Raw genomic sequence first — 15,679 nt, 5'->3', positions numbered from 1 at the left:
AGGGACGGTGATGGAAGGAGCTCACTTGCGAGTCCCAGCGCACGGGGAGTCAGTCGAACTGGACCACGCTCCAGACGTTGCTGAAATCCATACATGCCAGCGCTTCCTTCTGACGGACATAGAATCCCGCAGAACCTGGCGAAGGCGTCCGGTGTCGAAGTGCATGGGAGCAATAGGTAGGGAATGTGGGATATCGCTGCCATGCCGAGCGACGTGGAGCTAGACTCTGACGGAGCATGCGACTGAGGGCATATGCGTATTCATCCCTTGCTGTTCACCGTGTTGCTGGCCGCGTGCGCCTCCCAGGGGCCCGCGTCACATCCGGTCTTCTTCATGCCCCAGGCAGCCGCGGTGGCTCCCGCCATCCCTGCCGAGGACTACGGCACCGCGCATCCGTTCGTGCTCGTGGACTCCGCACCAGACGGGCGGTGGCTCCTCGCCTGCCAGGCACGAGAGGACACCAACGGCGATGGGCGCATCGAGACCGTCTTGGGCTTCCACGGAAACATCGTGGGTGACGCGCTTCGCCCGTACCTCTTCCTGGAGCCCGGAGCGGGCATCCGCATCGACGAGGTGCTCGCCGTGGCTCCCACGGGACGCTTTCTCGTCCTGGTGCGTGACACCACGCTCTGGCTCCTCGACGTGGAGACCCGCGAGGAGAAGGTGCTGGTCTCGGATGTCACGCCCGACACGACGAGCCCCCATCCACCCATCCGCGCCAGCTTCTCCCGGGATGGCCTGCGGCTTCTCTACCTGCGTCCCGAGGGCGGGCGCCCCGTCGCCGTCGTGCGAGACCTGCTCCAGGGGACCGAGCGTGTGCTCGATGCGGGTCGTGGCCTGCTCGGACAGGCCCTGCTGGATCCCTCCGGTCAGTGGGCGGCGTTCGACGTGGTGGAGGACACGAACTCGGATGGAAAGGAGAGCTGGCCCAAAGAGGACACCACTCTCGCACCCGCCACATGCCGGGGGCCGGTCATGTCCAGTTCGCACTTCGGCTGGGAGGGCGACACCCCCGTGCGCCGCTACCGCCGGCTGGAGGGAGGCCCCCTCCTCCAGGGCGACGACGTCCTGCAACCCATGGGTAAAGGAATGCTGCGTCGCGCTCTGGACCGCTCCATCGCTCTCGAGCATGCGGATGGACGGCGGGAGACCTGGGTCCCCTCGGGCTGCAATGGAACCCTGTTGTTCGCGGACGCGGCGCACGAGCAGGTCCTGGTGGTCTGCGAGACACAGCCGGACCTCGGCCCCCTGGAATTGCACGGCGCCAGGGTTCATCAACCCCTGGGTTGGCAGATGTCTCCCCCATTTTCGGACCGGTACATCCACGTGTCCGGAAGCGACGGAAGGCTGCTGTCGTTGTTTGTTGCTTCCGAGCTCGAGCCTTCCAATGCGGTGCACGCCGTCATCGATCTGGAGCGGCGCACCGTCCGAGTGGTGCCCTTGGGGCAGGTGGTGGCTTCCCTGGGGGCGCATGCCCTCCTGGAGGAGAGCATCAGACCTGCTGAGCCCGGCGGCCAGTGGGGAGATCGGCTGTGGCTCTGGAACGTGGGGACAGGGTTTCCACCGAACGTCTTGAGCGAATCGACGGACTCCGGGCTGCTCTGGGCGGGCGACACGGTGCTCGTCATGGGGAAGCGGATCGACTTGCGAACGGGCAAGGTGCTGGGGGATGCCTCGGGCGGGGCTCTAGCGCTCGATATTCGAGGTCGGGTTCTGCGCCCGAGTCCCACCGCGGTGAAGGAACCGGGCGCGTCGGCCCAATCCGGTCCTGTCCGGTGGGAGCCCGCGCTGAAGGCTCACTGATCCCAGCGCACGCGGTACGAACAGGCGTGGCCGTTGAAGTCGAAGGGCTCCACGCGGATGTTCTTCGCGCCGGCCCGGGTCAGCCCCGCTTCGATGATGCCCATGTGGTAACCCGGGTTGCCGTTGCACTCGCTCACCTTGATGGTGTGGTCCGCGCGGCCGTGGGTGATGAGCTCGGTCTTCAGGTAGTTGTTCACCGTGGCGAAGCTCTCCTGCATGCGGGAGAGCACGCGGTCGGGCCCGAAGATGGGCCACAGGGACACGAGCGCCTTGCCCAGCAGCGTGTGCTCCAGGCCTTTGATGACGCCCATGCCGAGCCGCCGGTAGCCTTCCTTCGCGTCCACGTCCGGGTAGAGGTAGCGCGCGGTGATGCCCAGGGCCTCCGCGAAGACGTGACGAGGCGTGTGGTGCGGGATCTTCTCGTCCAGGTTCAGGCCGATGGCCCGCAGCCGGTCCTTGAGCTCCGGCGTGAGGCGCGTGCCCACGGAGCGCAGGAAGAGCCCCTCGATGGCATGGCGGTAGACGATCTCTTCACTCAACGCGGCACCCATCCCATGCGTCCGACCCAGGCCGGGGCGGGACGTGCTGGAGCATCCCTGGATTGTCCCTGCAATGCACACGGGCGCGGGGTGAAGGGCGGATTCAAGCGGTCGTCGCAACACTCGAAACACCGTCTTCTGGCTTTGGGGCTGGTTTCCTCTCATGCGCGCGCGGGGCCCACCTGCTGGGCATCGGCGAGGCAAGGGGGTGCCGCGGCCGACGCCCATGACCGCGCCGTTCGATTCGCACTCGCGGTGAAGTAGATTCACACCCTTCCGCGAAGCACACAGGAGCCACCATGAAGCTGATATCGAGCAGTGCCATCGTGACGGGGTCGGGCCAGGGCATCGGACTGGGAATCGCCGCGCGCCTCATGCGGGACGGAGCCAACGTCCTTCTCTTCGGGCGGACCCGGGAGAAGGTGGAGGCGGCCGCCGGGGAGCTCAACCGGATGATGGAGGGGCGCGCGCGGGCCGTGCCCTTCGCGGGCGACGTGGTTCGCGCGGAGGACGTGGCGCAGGCCATTGAGGTTGCCACGCGTGAGTTCGGCCTCCCGGGGATCCTGGTGAACAACGCAGGGTCGGCCACCCTCCGCCCGCTCCTTGAGTTGCCGGCGGAGGAGTTCGACCAGATCCTGGCCATCAACCTCAAGGGGCCCTTCCTGTTCACCCAGGCGCTCGCGAGGGCGCTCGTCGCCGCGAAGCAGCCGGGCTCCATCGTCAACATCTCCTCGTTGAATCAGACGGCGGTGACGGATGGGCTCGCCCACTACTGCGCCTCCAAGGCGGGGCTCGCGAACTTCTCGAAGGTCGCGGCTTCGGAGCTGGGGCGGTACGGCATTCGTGTGAATGTCGTGGCCCCGGGCGCCATCCGCACCCCCCTGGCCGAGGGTGCCGGCCTCATGAAGGGCGCCATGGGGCGGGAGTTCCTCGCCCATACGCCGCTTGGAAAACCGTGTGGCGAGCCGGAGGACGTGGCGAAGGTGGTGTCGTTCCTCTGCAGCGACCTTGCGTCATGGATCACCGGTGACACCCTCGCAGTCGACGGTGGCAATCACATTCGCGGGCTGCACAGCTACGCGGACACACTGGGCCTCACACGTCCCGTGGAAGGCTGAGTCGTCCGCCGCTTGGCTTCTCCAGCACGCGCCCGTAACGGCCACGTTACGGGTGCGCTCGAAAAAGAGCGCGCGAAACCAACCCAGGGAGTGGTCACAACCTGAACAGATTTTCAAGGGCGCAAACGCGCGGCGGTTCGGCTACAGGGCGGCGCATTCCCTGACACGGCTGCTCCCGTCAGCCCGTGGGTGCCCCAGATGCATGCCTCCGCTCCTGAAGTGCCTCTCTCCTCACCGCCCCGCGCCAGCCGCCTCAAGCGATGGATCATCGGCGTGGTGCTCCTGCTCGCGGTCTTCGCGGGGCTCGTGGCCGTGAAGGCGGGCCAGATCGTCTCGATGATCAACGCCGGTGAGACCTTCGTGCTGCCGCCTGAGTCCGTCACGTCCACCCAGGCGGAGTCCTTCGGCTGGCAGGGGACCCGGAGCGCCGTGGGCACCGTGATGGCGCTTCGGGGCGTGACCCTGAGCGCGGAGCTGCCGGGCGTCGTCAACGACATCCGCTTCGAGAACGGCGCTTCGGTGAAGAAGGGCCAGGTGCTCGTTCAGCTCGACACCTCCAGCGAGCAGGCCCAGCTGGCCGGCGCCGAGGCCGACGCGGAGCTCTCGCGGCTGAACCGCGAGCGCGCCGAGAAGCTCAACGCCCAGGGCGCCAATACCCAGTCGGACCTGGATGCCGTCCGCGCGCGGTCGCTCCAGTCCTCCGCCACCGTGGCCCACCTGAAGTCCCTCATCGCCAAGAAGACCATCCGCGCCCCCTTCGATGGCCGCATCGGCATCCGCCAGGTGGAGTTGGGCCAGCTCGTCTCCCCGGGCAACCCCATCGCGTCCCTGCAGTCCTCCACCCCCGCGCTCGTGGAGTTCCAGCTGCCCCAGCAGGCGCTGGCCCAGGTGAAGCAGGGTCAGAAGGTGCGCCTGCGCGTCGACGTCTTCCCGGGCGAGTCCTGGGAAGGGGACCTCACCACCATCAACCCCGAAGTGGAGCTGTCCTCCCGCAACGTGCGCATGCGCGCCACCGTGCCCAACGCGGACGGCCGGCTGCTTCCGGGCATGTTCGCCAGCGTGGAGGTGCTCTCCGACGCCAGCGAGCAGGTGGTGGCCATTCCCGCCACCGCCGTGCTCTTCGCCCCCTACGGTGACTCGGTGTTCACCCTCTCCGAGGGCAAGGACGCCGCGGGCAAGGCGGCCCTGCTGGCGCGGCAGCAGTTCGTGCGGCTGGGAGAGCGCCGGGGTGACTACGTCGCGGTGACGTCCGGCCTGAAGCCCGGGCAGACGGTGGTCAGCAGCGGCGTCTTCAAGCTGAAGAACGGCATGGCCGTCGTCGTGAACAACGCGCTGGCGCCGCCCGTCGAGGTCGCTCCCCTGCCGGTGAACCCGTAGGGCCGCGAGAGGCGAACCCATGAACTTCACCGACCTCTTCATCCGGCGTCCGGTCGTGGCGCTGGTCGTCAACCTCATCATCATCATCGCCGGCCTGCAGGCCCTGCGCTCGCTCAACGTGCGGCAATACCCGCGCAGCGAGAACGCCGACATCACCGTCACCACGGTCTACGTCGGCGCCAACGCGGAGCTCGTCCGTGGCTTCATCACCACGCCACTGGAGCGCGTCATCGCCGCGGCGGATGGCATCGACTACGTCGAGTCCACGAGCTCGCAGAACGTCTCCATCATCCGCGCCCGGCTCAAGCTCAACTACGACGCCAACCGCGCCCTGAGTGAAATCAGCGCCAAGGTCGACCAGGTTCGTGGCGACCTTCCGCCCGAATCCCAGGTCCCCGTGATGGGCATCGAGTCCGCGGACAGCCAGTTCGCCGTCGCGTACCTCAACTTCACCTCTGACTTCCTCGAGCAGAACGAGCTGTCCGACTACCTGGTGCGCGTGGTGCAGCCCCGGCTGTCGTCGGTGGAGGGCGTGCAGCGCGCGGACATCCTCGGGGCGCGCACGTTCGCCATGCGGGTGTGGATGAAGCCGGACCAGATGGCCGCGCTCAACGTCAGCCCCATCCAGGTCCGTCAGGCGCTCGCCACGAACAACTCGCTCGCGGCCGTGGGCCAGACGAAGGGCTCGCTCGTGCAGGTGAACCTCACGGCGAACACGGGTCTGCGTTCCGTGGAGGAGTTCAAGCAGCTCATCGTCCGCAAGGATGGCGGCGCGGTGGTGCGGTTGTCGGACGTCGCGGACGTGGTGCTCGGCGCCGAGGACTACGACACCGACGTGACGCTCAACGGGAAGACGGCCGTGTTCGTCGGCATCTGGGCGCTGCCCAACGCCAACTCGCTGGACGTCATGCAGCGCATCCGCCTGGAGATGGACTCGCTCAAGAAGGACCTGCCCGAGCAGATCCACGGCGGCGTCGCCTTCGACGGCACGGACTACATCCAGAACGCCATCGACGAGGTGGTGAGCACGCTCATCGAGACGCTCATCATCGTCGTCATCGTCATCTTCCTGTTCCTGGGCTCCGTGCGCTCCATCCTGGTGCCGGTGGTGGCCATTCCGGTGTCGCTCATCGGCACGGTGTTCCTGATGCAGGTGTTCGGATTCACGGTGAACCTGCTCACCCTGCTCGCGGTGGTGTTGTCCGTAGGCCTGGTCGTGGACGACGCCATCGTCGTGGTGGAGAACGTGGAGCGCCATCTGCGTGACGGACTGCGCCCGGTGGACGCCGCCATCAAGAGCGCGCGCGAGCTGGTGGGTCCCATCATCGCGATGACGCTCACGCTCGCCGCGGTGTACGCACCCATCGCCTTCCAGGGTGGCCTCACGGGTTCGCTGTTCCGCGAGTTCGCGCTCACGCTGGCCGGAGCCGTGACCCTGTCGGGCGTGGTGGCGCTGACGCTCTCCCCGATGATGTCCTCCGTGCTCCTGAAAGCGGGCCACGAGGACAAGGGGCTCGCGGGCGTCATCAACCGCGGCTTCGAGCGTCTGCGGGCCGCGTACTCCCGCTCCCTGGACAGCTCGCTGCTCGTCCGCGGGCCCGTCTACGCGGCGTGGATCTTCCTGAGCGTGCTCGCCCTGGTGATGTTCAACCAGTCGGCCCGGGAGCTGGCGCCCGTGGAGGACCAGGACTTCGTCATCGGCATCATGAGCACTCCGTCCAACTCCACCCTGGATCAGCTCAAGCCGTCCGTGACCAAGACGAGCGAGTTGCTGATGGACATGCCGGAGTCCAGCTTCAACTTCCAGATTGTCCAGCCGAGCAACGGCTTCTGGGGCCTGGTGCTGAAGCCGTACAAGGAGCGCCAGCGGACCACGGCGCAGGTGCTGGCGGAGGCGCAGGAGCGGGTGAACACCATCCCGGCGGTCCAGACCTTCACCCTCCAGCCCCCCGCGCTGCCGGGCGGTGGCAACTTCCCGGTGGAGTTCGTCATCGCGTCCACGGCGGAGGCGGAGGAGTTGCTGGGCTTCGCGCAGCAACTCCAGGAGAAGGCGACGCAGAGCGGGATGTTCGCCTTCCCGCCCATCATCGACGTGAAGCTGGACCAGCCCCAGTCGGAGCTCGAGGTCGACCGTGAGAAGGTGGCGCAGCTGGGCCTGAACCTGGGGACCGTGGGCCAGGACCTGGGGACCGCCGTGGGCGGCAACTTCGTCAACCGGTTCAACATCGCCGGCCGCAGCTACAAGGTCATCCCGCAGGTCCTTCGCTCCTCCCGCCTCACCCCGGAGCAGCTCAAGGACATCCACGTCACCGGTCCGGACGGCAAGCTCGTGGCCCTGTCGGCCATCGCGTCCATTCAGGACAAGGTGGCGCCCCGGTCGCTCAACCGCTTCCAGCAGCTCAACGCGGTGAAGCTCAGCGGCGTGGCCATCCGTCCGCTGGATGAGGCGCTCACCTACCTGGAGACGGAGGCCTCGCGCATCCTGCCCGCGGGCTACCGCATGGACTACACGGGCGAGTCCCGGCAGCTCCGCACGGAAGGCGACTCGTTCGCTCCGGCGTTCGGGCTGGCGGTGGTGTTGATCTTCCTGGTGCTCGCGGCCCAGTTCAACAGCTTCCGGGATCCGCTCATCATCCTCGCCGGGTCGGTGCCGCTGGCGCTCTTCGGCGCGCTGATAACCACGTTCCTTCGGATGCCGAACCCGATGATGCCGTACTTCACGGACAGCTTCACCACCACGCTCAACATCTACTCGCAGGTGGGGTTGGTGACGCTGGTGGGACTCATCGCGAAGAACGGCATCCTCATCGTGGACTTCGCCAACCGCCTCCAGGAGGAGGGCAAGTCGAAGCTCGAGGCGGTGAAGGAAGCGGCCTCCGAACGGCTCCGTCCCATCCTGATGACGACGGTGGCCACGGTCGCGGGCCACTTCCCGCTCGTCCTGGTGTCGGGACCGGGCGCGGCGGCGCGCAACAGCATCGGGCTCGTGCTGGTGACGGGCATGGCGCTGGGCACGCTCTTCACCCTCTACTTCGTGCCGGCCATCTACCTGCTCATCGCCAAGACGCGCACCGTGGCCGCCAGCGAAGCACCGGAGCTCCAGCAGGCGCCCGACGCCGCCACGTAGGCGAGGGCTGAAGCAGCGCCGTTGGTTGAGCCGCCTGGAGGCACATGCCCCAGGCGGCTCTTCTTTTTAGCGACGGGACAGCGCGAGCTTCGCGCCGACCGCGATGAACACGCACCCCGTCACGCGGTCCATCCCGGGAGTGATGGCGAGGATGCCCGCGGCCACGAGGAACGTCAGCAGGGAGGAGGTGACTGTCATTGCCGCTACCTCAAGCCCCTCTCCGGAGTGCGCATGCGGATGGAGAGCGCGCGGCAGCCCGTGGCGGACTCCGCGTCGTCGGGCGGGGCCCACGCTCCGAGCGAGTGGTAGAGCCTGCCCTCTCGCCGCTCCAGGTAGAGGATCATGTTGAGCGGCCAGCCACTGCCCTGGAACAGATGCCGGTCCATGGGCGTGGGCTCCTGGCTGACGCGCAGGCCGCGCTCGTGGGGCGGGCCAATGCGGTGCCAGTCCGGGTGCAGGTGGATGGAGCCGAGCACTTCCAGTCCCTCGGCCTCGGCCTCGGCGGTGATGCGCAGCAGCTCGCGGGGCTCACACCAGTAGCCGCGCCGACCGTTGGCGTAGCAGGCGCCGAAGCGGGGGATGATGGCCGCTTCGAACTCCTGGAGCACGGTGTCGTCCGTCTCGCGGATGTTGGTGGCGAAGCCCACGCGCTCCACGTGCATCACGTCGTCCGTGAAGCGGCCCAGCAGCACGGCCCAGCTGCGTGGCGGAAGCTCCGGCGTGCACGCCGCGTACTCCCGGACGGCATCCGCCATGAAGTCAGACAGCGCCGCTGGGTCCATGAGCACGACGTCAGCGCTCATTCGCCGGACTCCGGCGTGGGGAGGCGGCCCGCGGCCCGGTCCTCGCGCAGCTGCGTGATGAGGTGGCGGGCCATGCGCTCCTCGAAGGCGGCGGCGCTGTCTGGCGTCCACGGATAGAAGCCCTGGCCCGTCTTCAGACCCAGCTCGCCCTGGTCCACCTTCTGGGCGAGCACCGGCGGCACCGGGCGCCCCGAGCCGCGCAGGACGTTGGTGATGAAGTCCAGGCCCACGAGGTCCAGCCGGTCGAAGATGCCAGAGGCACCCAGGCGCCGCCCGATGCCCTGGGTGAGCACGCGGTCCACCATCTCCGGCGTGGCCACGCCCTCCTGCACGATTCGAAAGGCTTCGCCAATGAGCGCCTGCTGCAGGCGCGGGCCCACCGAGCCCGGCACGTCCCTCGCGAACACCACGGGCGACTTGCCCGACTCTTCAAGGAATCGCCGCACCGTCTCCACCGCGTCGGGTGAGGTCTTCTCGCCAGGGATGACGTCCACCAGCGGCACCAGGTGCGCGGGCAGGTAGTAGTGCGCGGAGAGGACACGCTCCGGGTGCGCGCAGTCGCGGGCAATGGCTGTCACGCTCAGCGCGGTGGTGTTGGTGGCGAGCAGGGTGTCCGGTGACGCGAGCCGGTCCAGCTCCTTGAAGAGTTGCTGTTTGAGCGCCAGGTCCTCGGGGATGGATTCGATGACCAGGTCCTGAACCACGGCGGCCTCGGCGAGCACCGTGGTGCGATGGATGCGCGCGAGCGCGGTGGTGCGTTGCTCCGCGCCGAGCATCCCTGTCTCCACCAGCAGCGCGGCGTCGCGCTCCAGCTTCACGCGCGCTGCCTCGCTGCTCTCCGCCTGCCTGTTGAAGAGCACCACGTGTCTGCCGGCGATGGCGAGCTCGAGTGCGATGCCGCACCCCATGGCTCCGCCGCCAACAACGCCAATCCTCATCAGCCGCTTGTGTCCCATGTGCCGCGAGCGTGGCCGCCCTCCGCACGCGTGGCAATCACTTGAATGGCGGCTGCAATTGTCCAGGACGCATGCGTGACGCGCCGAGCCTTCAGCGGCGTCACGGATTCACAAAGCGCCCGTGCTGCTCGCCTTCAGGGCGCGCACATCCCGTCCGACGGGCCCTTGCCTGCCTCCCCAGACAGACGGGGCGTGCATGACGATATTGCGCTCATGCCGCAGCTTGTCATGTGCCGGCGCTTCAATGGATTCAGCGCGCGTCAACGCGCGAGGAGGAGCACCCATGCTGGATACCGAACGTGTTGGCGAGCCCCTTCGTCGTCTTGAAAGTCGCATCCTGCTGGCCGAGGCCCGGAGGGCCGTGCCGGAAGCCTTCGACTCTCAGGGTCGGCTGCTCTCTCCCGTCGCTGGGAAGTGGGTCCAGCCGCCTGCCTGGTTCAATGCCATCTCGCCCATCGACGGCAGCGTCCTCGCGGAGCTGCCGCTGCTGGGCGCCGCCCAGGTCGCCACGGGGGTCGAGCAGGCAGCGGCGGAGTTCGCGCCCTGGGCGGCCCGTCGGCTCGATGACCGCGCCCGTGTCGTCGCGGAGGCGGTGGTGTTGCTGCATGCGCACCGGGATCTGCTCGTCCGGATTCTCGCGTGGGACATCGGCAAGACGTTGCCCACGGCCTCCAACGACGTGGACCGGTGTCTCGCGGGCATCGCGTGGTACCTGGAGCAGATGGACCGGATGATCGATGGCCGCAAGCCGCTCGGCCTGGTCTCGAACATCGCCTCCTGGAACTATCCCTTCTCCGTCCTGCTGCTCAACGTGCTCGTACAGTCGCTCGCGGGCAACTCGGTCATCGCGAAGATTCCGACCCAGGGCGGCGGCGTCTCACTCACACTCGCCTTCGCGTTGCTGCGCCGCGCGGGCCTTCCCGTCTCGCTCGTCGGTGGACGCGGGCGGGACCTCTCCGAGGCGCTCGTCGGTCATCCCCGCATCGCGGGCGTCGCCTTCATTGGCGGCCGCGCCAACGGTGGCGAGGTCCACCGCCGCCTGCGTGAAACGGACAAGCGCTACGCGTTGGAGATGGAGGGCGTGAACGCCTACGCCATCACGCACTTCACGGATTGGGACGGGCTCGGCGAACAGATTCGAAAGGGCTTCGACTTCGGCAAGCAGCGCTGCACCGCCTACACCCGCTGGGTCGTCGAGAAGTCGCTCGTCCCGAAGTTCGTCCGGACGTATGTCGATACCGTCTCCGCGTTGCGCGTCGGCAATCCTGTCCTGGGGGCGCACGTGGACTTCGGGCCGCTCATCTCCCCCAGCAAGGCCGAGGAGCTCCGCGCCCTCATCGCCGAGGCGGCGAAGCAGGGCACCCAGGTGCTGCATCAGGGGATGCTCGCGGAGGACGCCTTCACCGCTCGGCAGGAGCGGGGCGCGTACCTGCCGCCCGTCCTGCTCTTCGGCATCCCGCGAGACAGTGAGCTCTACCTGCGCGAACCCTTCGGCCCCGTCGACATCCTGGTGTCGGTGGACTCCGAGGAGGAGCTGCTGCGGGAGGCCAACGTCTCCAACGGAGCGCTCGTGGCCTCGGTGGCGACGGACGACCCGGAGCTCGCCCGGCGCATCGCCAAGCGGCTCCATGCCTTCAAGGTGGGCATCAACGCGCTGCGTTCGCGTGGCGACCGTGAGGAGTCCTTCGGCGGCAGGGGCGGCTCATGGGCAGGCGCCTTCGTCGGCGGCACCCACCTGGTGCGCGCCTTCACGGACGGCCCGCATCCCATGGAAGGCAACTGGCCCGCCTGAAGCGTTCACCCGCGCGTCAGTTCCAGGGGGACACGCGGCGTGGCAGCATGGTGCGACCTTGAGTCAAACGGGAGCGCACGATGCAGGCTTTGAGGAACGCGGGCACGGTGTTGCTTGTGCTCGCACTGGGCGGTGGGGCTTTCGCGGAGGAGGACGGAATCTGGTCGCCCAATGACCAGTTCCACGAGCCGAATGGGGATTGTGAGCTCGTGGCCGTCCTCCCCGCGCCCAAGGGCGCCTGGGGCGTGGTGGGGCACACCTGCAATCGATTGAACGGCGAGCCCGTGGGCAGCGTCGTGGTCATCGACGCCCAGGGCAAGCGCGCCACGTCGCCGGCTTCCGTGGCGCTCGAAGCCGCGTCCGACCGGGACCGCATGAAGGAGCTGGTGCAACTGCTCGCCGTGCCTTCCGGGGGCTACATCGCGACGTATCGCTCCCGCGACGAGAAGGCTCCCAGGGGCGAGAGTGGGCCCGCGCTCGTGGCCCATGAGCTCGTCCGCCACACGGCGGCGGGGGCGAGGGCCGACGCCTTCAACAGCAAGGTGCGCGAGGCGCTGCTCGACAAGGTGGGCGCCTCGTCGTTCATCATCACCGCGGAGGTGGATGCGAAGTCGCGGCTCATCGTCGCGGCGTCAACGCCAGACGAGACCTACCTGAAGCAGGTGCCGCTGTGGCTGCTGCGCTTCACCCCCGAGGGCACCCTCGAACGCGCCGAGCGCTTCGACTCGGTCCTGAAGGAGCTCAAGCTGGGCTGGTATGTGTTGAAGCAGGTCCGTGCCCGGGCCGACGGAGGCCTCTTCCTGAGCGGCCGGTTCCAACCCGAGGGGATCCGGTCCGAGGTTCCCGTGCTCGCCCTCAACGCGCAGTGGAAGCCTGAACCGCGCTTCAACACGCCTCTCATCTCCTGGGCGATGAAGGGGGAGGGCGGCATCGAGTTGAGCCTCATCGCCCCCCGTGCGGACGGCTCGGTCGTCGGGGTGGGAGACGTTGTCCAGGGAGAGACGCGCGCGGACGTCATGCGCCTGACGTCCGACGGGCGGCTCGACCCCACCTACAAGACCTTCCGGCAGGAGGGGGTATATCCCCAGGGCCGCTTCATGCGCGTGCCGCAGATGGGGCTTGGACCGGGCGGGAGCCTCGTGCTGGCCCAGAACAACATCCCCGCCGTGGATCCGCCGGAGGGCCCCTGGCGTGCTCCGGGCCTGGTGCGCTTGAAGGCGGACGGCTCGGTGGATGCGCGGTTCCAGAAGGGACTCGGCGCGGGACTGCGCTACCGGAAGGCGGCGGCGGAAGTGAAGCGGAGTCCCGATGCCGCGGGTTTCCTCCGGATGGTGGCGGCGATGCCGGACGGGTCGGTGGTGGTGGATGGGCTCTTCGACGAGTTCGCGGGCCAGCCGGTGACACCGCCCATCCGGCTCGCGGCCGATGGCACCCGGGTGGCGGGCTTCCAGGCGCGATTCGAAACGGTCCTTCCGCCGAAGAAGGAGGTCCCCAACGCGACGACGAGCGCGTTCTTCCAGGCGGACGGCAAGACTCACTACGTCGAGTGCGCCCGGCCGGGAGAGATGACGGAGACGTTCCTCTACTGGACGAGTGGCGACATCTGGGGACACACCCCCTCGTGCGGGGTCCACCTCGGCGGGAGCATGGCCACACCCGCGGGGGCGTGGCAGCACTGCGATGCGCGGGTCCGCAGGGCCCAGGCCCAGGGGGCCACCTGCAAGGAGACGAAGGAAGCGCCGATGGGCCTCCGCCGCCGTCCGTGATCAGGGGCTCGCTGACGCCCTGGCCTCCACCTTCCAGCAGGCAGCGGTGTAGCGGACTTCCGCTCCGTGCACGAACGGCTCGAACGCGGCGCGGACCGTTTCGATGACGTGGGTGCGAGTCCGGTCGTCCGCGTCCTGGAGGACCCTGCTGAGGAGACCGAACCGGGTCAGGTAATTGACCAGCTCCTTCTCGGGCAGGGTGCAGGTGACATCGATGGGCTGGATGTCGATTCCGGCCCAGCCGCTCTCCTCCAGGATGCGGTGGACACGGTTCGAATCCGCGAAGGCGAACTGCCCTGGCGCGTCCGGCCGGCGTGCGGGGATGTTCGACACGAGCGGCGCCGCGGCGCGCTCGGCTGTCGTCATGAACGGATTCTCCGAAGGACTCCGCCACGCGATGGCCAGGAACTCGGCGTTATTCGTTGCGGCATGTCGCAGGTTCGCGAAGGCCCGGACGGGGTCCTCGAAGAACATGACGCCGAAGCGCGAGATGATCATGTCGAAGCTGGCGGGCTCGAAGGCGTGCAGCTGCGCGTTGGCTCGGATGAAGCGGGCCGGAGTGCCTTCCTGTTCAGCCCGGGCCCGGGCGGCGGCGAGCATCGGCTCCGAGATGTCGATGCCGGTGCAGTGGCCCTTCGTGCCCAGCCGCCGCGCGACCGCGAGCGTCGTGCTGCCCGTACCACAACCGACGTCGAGTACCTGGCGCGCGGAGCTTGTGACGACTGCTTCGGCGAGCAGGTCTTCAATCGGCTTGAACATTCCATCGAGTACCGCCTGCGCTTCGACCCAGGCGTGTCCGGCGGTGCCGTTCCATAGCTTCGTCTGCTCGTCCTCAAGCTGGCGCGTGTCATCCATGGGGATCTCCTCCTGCTTGCCTTCAAGAACCAGAAGCCGCAGGGTGCCACTTCAAGTCGACTTGAGGTCAAGAGGATGACTGAATTGGACATCACGGAGGTGGCGAAGCGCTCCGGCGTTCCCGCCTCGACACTGCGCTTCTACGAGGAGCGGGGGCTGATCGCCTCCATCGGCAGGCGGGGGCTGCGCCGTCTGTTCGGGCCCGAGGTGCTGGAGCGGCTGGCGCTGATAGCGATGGGGCGCGCCGCAGGCTTCACGCTCGATGAGATCGCACTGATGTTCGCGCCGGACGGGCGGCCGCGAATCGACCGGAAGATGCTCGCGACCCAGGCGGAGAAGCTGGACAAGACGATTCGCGAACTGAGCGCGATGCGCGACGGCCTGCGACACGCAGCGGCCTGCCCCGCGCCGAACCACATGGAGTGCCCCACCTTCCGCCGCCTCCTGCGAGGCGCAGCGTCAGGCGCGATGGGCGCGCGAAGGAGGAGGACACCGCGGCGGCCGTAGAGCCAGGACGGGCTCAGTCATCAACCAATGGCGATCTCGGAGACTTCGTTGGGATCCAAGCCGCTGAGCCCCTCCAGAATCCAATCGATGCGTTCGAGAAGCGACTCATTCTTCGGGTTGCCTGCCAGTGCGTCCCGCAGCTTCCGGAGTTCATCCATCACCGCCGGCAGGTCTCCCACGTCGACAGTGGGGCCATTCTCGAACAGGGGAACCCACTTGAGTCCAAGCTTCTCGGCCGTAGGGAGCCACAAGGCGTGGTACGCCCCTTGGGTGGCAACCGGAATGTAGAGTGAGTCCCTGTCTTTCGCTTTGAATGTGATGAGAAATGCGACGGACATCAGCGGCTCTCTTGATGGTGGCCCATGGTGGCCCAGTCCGGGAGGGGCGGCAACCGGAGGTCAATGCCCCAGCGGACTTCGAACGTCCAGCCTGGATGAGCTGAGCGGAGCATCTGCAGCGCAGCCTCCACTCCTGCACGCAGTCCCGGAGTGTCCGCGTCGATGCGGAATTGCAAGCGACGGAAGCCTTGGATCTCCGCGAGAGTGGGGACCTCAGCCGAGCCCTCCAGAGTTGGCCGTGTTCCAGTCGCGGTACCTGTGAGCGCCTTGATGCGGGCGACAGTGCTCTTGAAGATATGCCTTCCGGCCCATTCCACTGGGTTTTTTGGTGGGTTTGACAGATGAAGCTCCCGCGCCGTCTTGTATTCGATAAGGAGCCGCTGGTGCATGTCGATCCCATCGAACTCTCCCAGGGACTGGTGATTCCCCTTGGGCGTTCGTTGGACGAGCTCCACTCCCCGAAAGAAGCGGGCTTCCATTATCTTTTGAGCCAATAGCCCCAGGGCTTCCCGTGGGCGCACTCCATGTTTCTCTCGAAAGAGATCGAGGCGCTTGTGAAGCCACTTCGCTAAGAGCGCCTAACAAAAGTCAGGTTTGAAAGGGAGGGTGGCCGGAGAGCCGGGCCATGAGCACCTGGGCTTCATGGCTCGCGACCTCGTACCGGACGCGCTATGGGAGCGGGTGGCTCCACTGCTTCC

At 67.6% G+C, this 15,679-nt stretch carries 14 protein-coding genes; 7 read left to right on the top strand and 7 right to left on the bottom strand.

The features are described 5' to 3' along the window. The first annotated feature begins 252 nt into the window (after positions 1-252). Positions 253-1,803 (top strand): hypothetical protein, encoded by a 1,551-nt coding sequence (locus D7V77_RS04275; RefSeq protein ID WP_120574990.1) that lies wholly within the window; start codon positions 253-255, stop codon positions 1,801-1,803. Here D7V77_RS04275 and D7V77_RS04270 read toward each other — a convergent pair. Beyond that, positions 1,797-2,342 carry a DUF2378 family protein gene (locus D7V77_RS04270; protein ID WP_233596678.1) on the bottom strand — a complete coding sequence of 182 codons (546 nt, stop codon included), beginning with the start codon at positions 2,340-2,342 and terminating at the stop codon, positions 1,797-1,799. The two genes, D7V77_RS04275 and D7V77_RS04270, sit on opposite strands and share 7 nt — an antisense overlap. Before the next feature lie 299 nt (positions 2,343-2,641). On the opposite strand from D7V77_RS04270, the gene D7V77_RS04265 reads away from it, so the two are divergent. The 3 genes from D7V77_RS04265 (at position 2,642) to D7V77_RS04255 (ending at position 7,964) form a co-directional block, all read left to right on the top strand. Then, a complete protein-coding gene (locus D7V77_RS04265) occupies positions 2,642-3,460 on the top strand; it encodes an SDR family NAD(P)-dependent oxidoreductase (protein WP_120574988.1) in 819 nt (272 codons plus the stop codon). A 198-nt stretch (positions 3,461-3,658) separates the two neighbouring features. After that, the gene (locus D7V77_RS04260) at positions 3,659-4,837 is read left to right on the top strand and encodes an efflux RND transporter periplasmic adaptor subunit (RefSeq protein ID WP_120574987.1); all 1,179 of its coding nucleotides are present in this window, start codon (positions 3,659-3,661) and stop codon (positions 4,835-4,837) included. A gap of 19 nt (positions 4,838-4,856) precedes the next feature. Beyond that, on the top strand, positions 4,857-7,964 hold the full coding sequence (locus D7V77_RS04255) for an efflux RND transporter permease subunit (RefSeq protein WP_120574986.1): 3,108 nt from the start codon (positions 4,857-4,859) through the stop codon (positions 7,962-7,964). A 66-nt stretch (positions 7,965-8,030) separates the two neighbouring features. Here the strand turns inward: D7V77_RS04255 and D7V77_RS45495 are convergent, their stop codons facing one another. From D7V77_RS45495 to D7V77_RS04240, 3 genes are read right to left on the bottom strand one after another with little or no spacing between them, the layout of a single operon-like run. Beyond that, positions 8,031-8,162, bottom strand: a complete 132-nt coding sequence (locus D7V77_RS45495; RefSeq protein WP_255424544.1) for a hypothetical protein — start codon at positions 8,160-8,162, stop codon at positions 8,031-8,033. Between the two features lie 5 nt (positions 8,163-8,167). After that, positions 8,168-8,767, bottom strand: a complete 600-nt coding sequence (locus D7V77_RS04245) for a hypothetical protein (RefSeq protein WP_120574985.1) — start codon at positions 8,765-8,767, stop codon at positions 8,168-8,170. Continuing rightward, positions 8,764-9,705, bottom strand: coding sequence for a 3-hydroxyacyl-CoA dehydrogenase family protein (locus D7V77_RS04240; RefSeq protein ID WP_255424547.1), 942 nt, complete (start codon positions 9,703-9,705; stop codon positions 8,764-8,766). Before D7V77_RS04240 ends, D7V77_RS04245 begins: the two co-directional genes overlap by 4 nt. 301 nt (positions 9,706-10,006) lie before the next feature. On the opposite strand from D7V77_RS04240, the gene D7V77_RS04235 reads away from it, so the two are divergent. Both D7V77_RS04235 and D7V77_RS04230 read left to right on the top strand, forming a co-directional pair. After that, positions 10,007-11,515 carry an aldehyde dehydrogenase family protein gene (locus tag D7V77_RS04235; RefSeq protein WP_120574983.1) on the top strand — a complete coding sequence of 503 codons (1,509 nt, stop codon included), beginning with the start codon at positions 10,007-10,009 and terminating at the stop codon, positions 11,513-11,515. An 80-nt stretch (positions 11,516-11,595) separates the two neighbouring features. Then, positions 11,596-13,281, top strand: a complete 1,686-nt coding sequence (locus D7V77_RS04230; protein ID WP_120574982.1) for a hypothetical protein — start codon at positions 11,596-11,598, stop codon at positions 13,279-13,281. On the opposite strand, the gene D7V77_RS04225 is transcribed toward D7V77_RS04230, so the two are convergent. Beyond that, positions 13,282-14,136 (bottom strand): class I SAM-dependent methyltransferase, encoded by an 855-nt coding sequence (locus tag D7V77_RS04225; RefSeq protein WP_120574981.1) that lies wholly within the window; start codon positions 14,134-14,136, stop codon positions 13,282-13,284. 75 nt (positions 14,137-14,211) lie between these two features. On the opposite strand from D7V77_RS04225, the gene D7V77_RS04220 reads away from it, so the two are divergent. Beyond that, complete coding sequence (locus tag D7V77_RS04220) at positions 14,212-14,643, top strand: helix-turn-helix domain-containing protein (RefSeq protein ID WP_120574980.1); 432 nt, start codon at positions 14,212-14,214, stop codon at positions 14,641-14,643. A 20-nt stretch (positions 14,644-14,663) separates the two neighbouring features. On the opposite strand, the gene D7V77_RS04215 is transcribed toward D7V77_RS04220, so the two are convergent. Continuing rightward, positions 14,664-14,981 (bottom strand): hypothetical protein, encoded by a 318-nt coding sequence (locus D7V77_RS04215; RefSeq protein WP_120574979.1) that lies wholly within the window; start codon positions 14,979-14,981, stop codon positions 14,664-14,666. Then, on the bottom strand, positions 14,981-15,370 hold the full coding sequence (locus tag D7V77_RS43570) for a hypothetical protein (RefSeq protein ID WP_158624310.1): 390 nt from the start codon (positions 15,368-15,370) through the stop codon (positions 14,981-14,983). Before D7V77_RS43570 ends, D7V77_RS04215 begins: the two co-directional genes overlap by 1 nt. Positions 15,371-15,679 lie beyond the last annotated feature (309 nt).

Source organism: Corallococcus sp. CA041A, assembly GCF_003612075.1.
In the GTDB taxonomy this organism is placed as follows: domain Bacteria; phylum Myxococcota; class Myxococcia; order Myxococcales; family Myxococcaceae; genus Corallococcus; species Corallococcus exiguus.
The sequence above is the reverse complement of the archived record's forward strand: the minus strand, read 5'-3'. Positions and strand labels throughout refer to the sequence as shown.